Source organism: Methanobrevibacter sp. (genome assembly GCF_045646045.1).
Lineage (GTDB): Archaea > Methanobacteriota > Methanobacteria > Methanobacteriales > Methanobacteriaceae > Methanocatella.
In genome coordinates this window covers 1-7,431 of record NZ_JAZRJY010000160.1, presented here as the reverse complement: position 1 = coordinate 7,431, position 7,431 = coordinate 1, and the positions used below count along the sequence as shown (strand labels likewise).

Below are 7,431 nucleotides of genomic sequence, written 5' to 3'. Positions count from 1 at the left end.
CTTCTATAGTTGAGAATAATGATTTGGTTAAATATTATAAAAATAATTCTCAGTATTATATTAGGATTTTGGATAATGAAGGTAATCCTGCCGGCGCTAATGTTAGTGTGTCATTCAATATTAATGGAGTATTTTATACACGCTTAACTAATGCTTCAGGATATGTTAAATTAAATATCAATCTTAATCCTGGGGATTATATTATTACTGCGGAGTATAATGGGTTAAAAGTTTCAAATAAGATTAAGGTATTGCCTACTTTGGTGGCTAAAGATTTATCAATGAAGTATCGTGATGGATCTAAGTTTGAAGTTAAAGTATTGGATGGTACAGGTAAGGCATTGGCTAACGCTAGTGTTAATTTAAATATTAATGGCGTATTATATACTCGTGTTAGCGATGGTAACGGTATTGCCCGTTTAAACATTAATTTAATGCCAGGACAATATATAATCACTTCAAGTTATAACAGCTTAAGTATTGCTAATAAAATTACTATTTCAGGTTAATGGGGTCGTTAAATAAAAAGACGTATAATAATTATAATTAAAATGGGATGTAAAAATGAAAATAAAAAATATTTTAATGGGATTACTAATATTATTTGTTTTATGTTCAGTTTCCAGTGTTGGTGCTATTGAGTTAAATGACACTCAATCACCGGACAATGATTTTGTAACTATTTCAAATGATAATATTCAATCCTATAATTCAAATGAGGATAATATAAGTTTGGCTTCAGGTTCATTCAGTCAGCTTAAAGACCAAATTGATAAGGCTTCAGAGGGGTCTGTTATAAAATTAAATCAGGACTATTCTCTTGCTTCAGATTCAGGAATATCTATTGATAAAAGTTTAACTATTAATGGACAAGGCCATACAATTGATTGTGCAAATTTAAAAAACACTTTTCTATTCAAATCAACAAGTGGAATGATTACTTTAGAAAACTTAATAATAAAAAATAATAAGTTTGGTCAATATGGAACAATCTATATTACAGATTCTGCCCAATATACAATCAATAACTGTACATTTATTGATAATTCAGCATCATATTTTGGTGGAGCGATTTATAATGGTGCAAAAGATAATGATCTCACTATTAAAAATTCTAAATTCATCAATAATAAAATTTTCCTGAATGAAGGCGGTGCAGTTTACTCTAGAGGAAATTTAGTAGTTGAAAATTCTTATTTTGAAAAAAATAAGGCTTATTTGGATGGTGGTGCAATATCTTGTGACGGCTATGTTGATTTAATCAACACAAAATTCATATCTAATGATGCATTTAAAGAGGAAAAAAGGCTTACAGTATATGGTGGTGCAGTATCTTCTAAAAAAGGAATATATGTGGAAAATTGTTTGTTTTCAAATAATTCTGCAGATAACGGTGGAGCACTTTTTTCACGTGGTGATGTGATAGTTAAAAATTCTTCTTTTAATAAAAATATTGCTTTCGGCTCAGGAGGAGCTATTTATGTCGACAGTTCCAATGCAGTTATTTCAACTTCAACTTTCGTGGATAATGCTGCTAGACAAATTGAGGGAGGAGCTGTTTTTTCCTCTAAATGGACACATATTGAAACTTCTACTTTTTTAAGAAATACTGCAAAGGCTAAAGGTGGAGCAATTTCTACTTCTTATATTCAATTTGGAAATGACGTATTTTTCACAAATAATTCTGCTAATGACCACGGTGGTGCTGTATACACAGACTATATTTCCAGTAATGTATATAATATTAATTTTAATGGAAATAAGGTCACCAGTGATTTTGGTGGGGCTATTTACATAAATAAAAAATCCGGTGATGTATCTTTCATTAATACTACATTTATAGCTAATTCAGCCACTGCTGGAGATGGTGGGGCTATTTATAGTGATAGTGGATCAACCAATATCATATTGATTAATTCATTATTTAAAGATAATTATGCTAATGGTGGTAAGGAAAAACGTTATGGCGGAGCAATTAAATGTTCTAATAAACTTACTGTTGATAACTGTACTTTTATCGGTAATTGGGCTGAAAATTTAGGTGGTGCAATATATACAAGCACATTGGACAGCATTAAAAATTCTGTATTCATATCTAATCGTGCTAAAGAAGGTGGTGCAGTTTATGTCAATAATAAATGCACAATGTCAGTCACAAACACATATTTCAATTCTAATAAGGCTACTGATGGTCGTGGAGGCGCAATTTATACTGATTCAAAATCAACTTCATTAACTATAAATAATAATGTATTTTTAGCTAATGATGCATCTGGCCAAGGAAAAGATGTCTTCAATAGTGGTTCTTATTCTTCAATTAAACAAAATTGGTGGGGCACTAATTCTCCATCCTTTGATAATGATAAATTAATTGAATATCATACTATTGGTAAAAATCAAAGACATTCTGACAGCAGTCCAAATAAGGTTAGCATTTCTGGTGAATCAAAAGGTTATGTTGGAGTTAGTACTTCCATAAAAATTACTTTCACTTCACCTATTGCTAATTATGAATTTAATACAGTTAAATTTTCTTCTAATAAAAAAGGTAATTTTATAAATAAAAATGTTGTTGGTAATTCATTAGAAATTATTTATGTTCCTAATGAAGAGGGTACTCATAAAATCACTGTCACCGTTGATTCTCAAAATTTAAATTGTGATGTACCTATTGGTAAAATTACTGTTTATGGAAAAGATATGGTTAAAGTACAAGGTGATAACAAAACTTTTGCAGCTGTATTTAAAGATTCTTCAGGTAATTATCTAAAAAAAGACACTGAAGTTGCTTTTGAAATTAATAAAGTTGAATATAAGGTTAAAGTTTCCAATAATGGTATTGCAGAATTAACTTCTTTAAGCAATTTGCAGCCTGGTATTTACACTGTAAAATCTATTAATAAAGTCACTGGTGAATCTTTTACCAATAAGATTAATGTATTATCAAGAAATGCTATTTATAATATTAGTGATATTTTTGCGGTTAAATTCAATTCAGAAAAATTAAAAAATGGTTCTGTTAAATTTAAAGTTGGAAATTATTTGTTTGTAGGAAATGTTACTGATGATGTTGCATTTTGTATTTTAAATGTAAAACCTGGGGATTATTCTGTTGATGTTTTGCATAATGACAAGGTAGTATACACTATTAAAATTAAAGTACTTAATAAATACTCTCAAACTTCTGCAAAATTAAATAAAACTAGTTATGGTTCTTTAATACCTATATATAACAATGAAACTTTTAAGAAAAATAATAATACTATTTATAGTGTTATTGGTGAAAATTTATATCGTTATATTTTCCCTAATGCTGAAACCAGTATTATTTATAACGTAACCGTTTCAAATAATAATGAATTTGAAAAGGTTCTTAAAAAAATATCAGGTAATGATTTCAAAGCAGACATTATAATAATTAATCTTAAAAAAAATACATATAAGCTTTCTAATGGTTTTTATAAAGATCAAGAATGGAGTTATTATATTCATTTAACTCATGGTGCCCTCTATATTAATGGTAATGGTGCTACTATTGATGATAATTATAAAAATGGATTTATTACTTTAGAAAAGGGTACTAAAATTTCCGTTAATGATCTTACTTTCACACGTTTTAAACGTGTTTTTGTAAATAATGGTGATGTATACTGTAATAATGTTAATTTTGTCAAAAATGATGCATCATTCTGGTCCACTTCAACTAGGGGTACTGTTATTTATAATAAAAATACAGCTACTTTCGTTAATTGTGTTTTTGACCATAATGAAAATAAGCATGGAGTATCTATTTATCATTATGAAAAGGATTTGGAAGCATCTGTTTTATATGCAGAGCCAAGCTCTATAACAAACTTTGTTTTATGTAATTTTAAAACTGATTATGATACTATTCATGCTGTTGACGGCAGTATGGTAGTTCTTTATGATAAAAATGAGGATAATTTCAACAGACTGGTTAAAGATACAAACAATAATTTTGAATTAGGCTCATGTCTGGATTATAGACCTTATTCCTCATTCAATAGAAATATAACCAGTACACATAATTACAATGATGTATTAAAGTTAGCAAAAGATTATAGGTCAAATATTTACAAGTTAAATTCTACTTCATTTATATTTGATTTACAAAATAAAAAATATGATATTTCTTTATCTGATTATAATAGTGTTGCATCTTCCAGGAAGGATTTCCGTACTTACAATTCTTTAGGAACTATGTGGACAGATGCAGGTAAGAAAGATAATTCATATGTTCACCATCAATTTTTGTTTGATGTGGGAAGCAGGTCTATTGTTATCAATGGTCATGGAGCTGAAATTAAATTATCTGGAAGTTCTGACAATAAAGACAACCATTTCGCTTTTGTTCCAAAATATGGTTCATTAACATTAATAAATTTAACCATATCTGGTTTTAATAATGCTATTCTTAATTATGGTAAATTAATCATTATTAACTGTACATTTAAAGAAAATAGAATACATTATTTCTATCAAAATGCTGAAACTGAATTCGGTGGAGCAATAAGAAATTATGACTCAGTATATGTTTATAATACAACATTTACCAACAACCGAGCTTCATACGGTGGTGCATATTATGGTAAAGGTGTTTCATCAGTTGCTCAGTTTTACAATTGTTCATTCAGTGGCAATACTAGATTATCTAATCTAGTATGGTATAATAATGATGATAATCCAATATATTTGGATAATAATGCTTTAGTCAAAGTAATTAAATGTAATGGGCTTACTAAATCCAATATTATTTCAAAAAATGGTGGATTAGTATTATATAGAAATAGTCTTAATGAAACTATTTATAATCTGGTTGTGGATGATTTGGCAGCATTATATAGATTATCTAACCTTCTTAAAAAGAACCAAGAGTATGATGTTATTAATGTTTCATTTATGAAAAAGGATTATAATGTAATATCTAATTCAAAAATACTATTGGATTTTGATTATGGTAATTTGATTCTAAATGGTAACGGTGCAAAGATATTTGTTCAAAATCAGGAGGATAGTGATGAAACTCAATTTTTAGTAACAAAATCACGTTCTTCTGTATTCATTAATAATCTAACAATTCAAGGATTTAATATTGCAATTGAAAACAAGGGATCTGTTAATATATTCAATTCCTATTTAAATAATAATAAGGCGGATTATAGAGTTAAAAATGATTATGGTGGAGCTATTGTTAATAACGGTACCATCACAATTTATAATTCTGCATTCTCTGGAAACTATGCTAAATATGCTGGTGCAATATATAATATGGCAACTTTAAAGGTTATTAAAACTAATTTCACTGGTAATAGGGGTTATAAGAGTAATAGTAACGTAGATATTTATAATGAAAAAACATCAGCATCTATACTGTCAGTTAAATCATATCCTAGTGTTGTAGATCATTTTCCAAGAGCAGCATGGCAACAGGATTTAATCGAGACGGGTATTACGTTGGGAGTTACTGTTGTTACTATTGGAATTAGTGCTGGAATTTCATATGCCGGAATTCAGGCTGCCCATTATATCAATATGCTTGTAGGTGCTATTGTTGGTAGTGGCGGCGGTTTGCTTAATGCAATAACATATTCAGTCGATCAGCATGATTATAATCAGTTTGCTACAAGGCTTTTAAGTGGTATTAACGATGGTGTTGGTGCTGTTGCTTTGGGTGAGCAATTAGCACATGTTATTGAAAATTCTGTTCGTCCGGTAGACAATCATCGTTTATCTCCAGAAGAAGTTGGAAAAATGGCTGTTGAATTGATTTTCGATAAGATTGTTGAAAAGGCTCTTGAAATGGTTAAAGATGTTATTATTGAATAGAAAAAATAATGGTCGAACAAAAATAGGGAATTCATTTTCTCTATTCTTTTTTTATTTTTTAAAAATTTTTACTATAAAAATAAGTGTAAAAGATAGTAAATTAACTATCTTTCTTCGATATATACTTTATTCATTTTGTCCCCTTGTTGGATTGCATTAACTACATCTTGGCCTTTGATTACTTGGCCGAATACAGTATGCACTCCGTCTAAGTGAGGTTGTGGGGAATGGGTAATAAAGAATTGGCTTCCACCAGTGTCTTTTCCTGCATGTGCCATGGATAATGCACCGGTACCATGCTTGTGTGGGTTTCCTTCAGTTTCACATTTAATGGTGTAACCTGGTCCACCAGTTCCGTTTCCGTTAGGACAACCTCCTTGAATTACAAAGTCTGGTATTACTCTGTGGAAGGTTAATCCATCATAGAATCCTTCTTTAGCTAATTTTTCGAAATTAGCTACAGTACCTGGAGCTTCATTTGGAAATAATTCTAATTCGATTACTCCTTTATCAGTTTCAATTATTGCGACTTTCATTTAATCACCTGTTTATTAATATATAAATATCATTATTAATATAAGTATTACTTGTAAATATTTTTGGGGAAAATAATATGAATACTCAAGAACTAATAAAAATTGAAGATGATTATTTTATTAATACATTCACCAGACAACCAATTGTCTTAGACCATGGTGAAGGTGTTAAAGTTACAGATATTGATGGAAATGAATATTTAGATATGTTTGCAGGTATTGCAGTTAATGCTTTAGGTCACAATCATCCAAAACTAGTCAAAGCAATTCAAGATCAAGCAGAAAAACTCATTCACGTTTCAAGCATTTATTATAATGAACCTGCATTAGTCTATGCTAAAAAATTAATTGAATTAACCAGCTTTGATAGAATATTTTATGCAAACAGTGGTGCTGAAGCAAATGAAGGTGCTATCAAATTAGCTATTAAATACACTGGTAAAAGTGAAGTTATATCAACAATTGAATCTTTCCATGGAAGAACTTCAATGACTCTTGCTGCTACTGGCCATGCTGATTATCAGGAACCATTTAAAGCAATTTTACCAAAAGGATTTATTAATGTAGAGTACAATAACATTGATGCTTTAAAAGAAGCAATTACAGAAAATACCGCAGCTATTATTGTTGAACCTATCCAAGGTGAAGGTGGAATTAATATTCCTGATATGGAATATTTAAAGGAAATTGAAAAAATCTGCAGTGAAAAAGGTATTGTATTTATTGTAGATGAAGTACAAACAGGTTTTGGAAGATGTGGAACATTATTTGCTCACGAATTATTTGATGTAAAACCGGATATAATGACAATGGCTAAAGGGATAGGTGGAGGAGTTCCAATGGGAGGAATTCTTGCAACTGAAAAAGTAGCTAGTGCTTTTGTACCTGGTGATCATGGAACCACATTTGGTGGAGGTCCTTTAGTTTGTGCAGCCGCAAATGCAATTTTAGATGCTTTTGATGAAGAAAAGATTTTAGATAATGTTAATGAAGTTGGAAACTACTTTATCGAAGAACTTAAAAAATTAGATAAAGAAATCATTGCTGA

Annotated in this window: 4 protein-coding genes; 3 read left to right on the top strand and 1 reads right to left on the bottom strand. The window is 29.7% G+C overall.

Features of this window, described 5'->3' with window-relative positions; genetic code table 11:
- Positions 1 to 509: carboxypeptidase-like regulatory domain-containing protein (locus ACKI5C_RS10620; RefSeq protein WP_407433086.1), on the top strand; the 509-nt coding region annotated here is incomplete at its 5' end.
- Between the two features lie 55 nt (positions 510 to 564).
- A complete protein-coding gene (locus ACKI5C_RS10615) occupies positions 565 to 5,847 on the top strand; it encodes a hypothetical protein (RefSeq protein ID WP_407433085.1) in 5,283 nt (1,760 codons plus the stop codon).
- A 104-nt stretch (positions 5,848 to 5,951) separates the two neighbouring features.
- Here the strand turns inward: ACKI5C_RS10615 and ACKI5C_RS10610 are convergent, their stop codons facing one another.
- Entirely contained in the window at positions 5,952 to 6,383 is a 432-nt protein-coding gene (locus ACKI5C_RS10610; protein WP_407433084.1) for a peptidylprolyl isomerase, read from the bottom strand.
- Positions 6,384 to 6,460: 77 nt separating this feature from the next.
- Between ACKI5C_RS10610 and ACKI5C_RS10605 the strand changes: the two genes are divergently transcribed.
- Positions 6,461 to 7,431, top strand: a 971-nt coding sequence (locus tag ACKI5C_RS10605) for an acetylornithine transaminase (RefSeq protein WP_407433083.1), incomplete at its 3' end; no start/stop codon positions are given.

Coding starts and splice junctions, on each gene's coding strand:
- ACKI5C_RS10615 (WP_407433085.1), top strand. CDS start 565: ATGAAAATAAAAAATATTTTAATGGGATTACTAATATTATTTGTTTTA.
- ACKI5C_RS10610 (WP_407433084.1), bottom strand. CDS start 6,383: ATGAAAGTCGCAATAATTGAAACTGATAAAGGAGTAATCGAATTAGAA.